This is a genomic window from Vogesella mureinivorans, from assembly GCF_007644035.1.
GTDB lineage: Bacteria > Pseudomonadota > Gammaproteobacteria > Burkholderiales > Chromobacteriaceae > Vogesella > Vogesella mureinivorans.
Map to the genome: position 1 here is coordinate 1 of NZ_VMTV02000917.1, position 252 is coordinate 252.

At 56.7% G+C, this 252-nt stretch carries 1 protein-coding gene; it reads right to left on the bottom strand.

Features of this window, described 5'->3' with window-relative positions:
* On the bottom strand, positions 1-252 hold a 252-nt coding region (locus FLQ44_RS21140; RefSeq protein ID WP_439144957.1), incomplete at both ends, for a lipoyl protein ligase domain-containing protein.

A 252-nucleotide genomic window follows, 5' to 3' on the forward strand; every position in this document is an offset into this window, starting at 1 on the left:
GCAGGAGCTCCACCAGATTCGCCACGCGACCGCGCACGGAGGTAATTCCCTTAGCCTGGAGCTTTTTCTTGTCCGGATTCAGATAGTTTGCCAGACGGCTCAGATCGGCATTCAGCAATAATGTGCCGTGGTGGAATCCGCGATCCATCGTTTCGCGGTAGGCTGAGCCTGACACTTTCCGGTCGCCTTCAGGCGTTTTCACGACCAGATCGTTACGTCCCGAGGCTTCAGCCGTCACGCCGAGTGAATTGA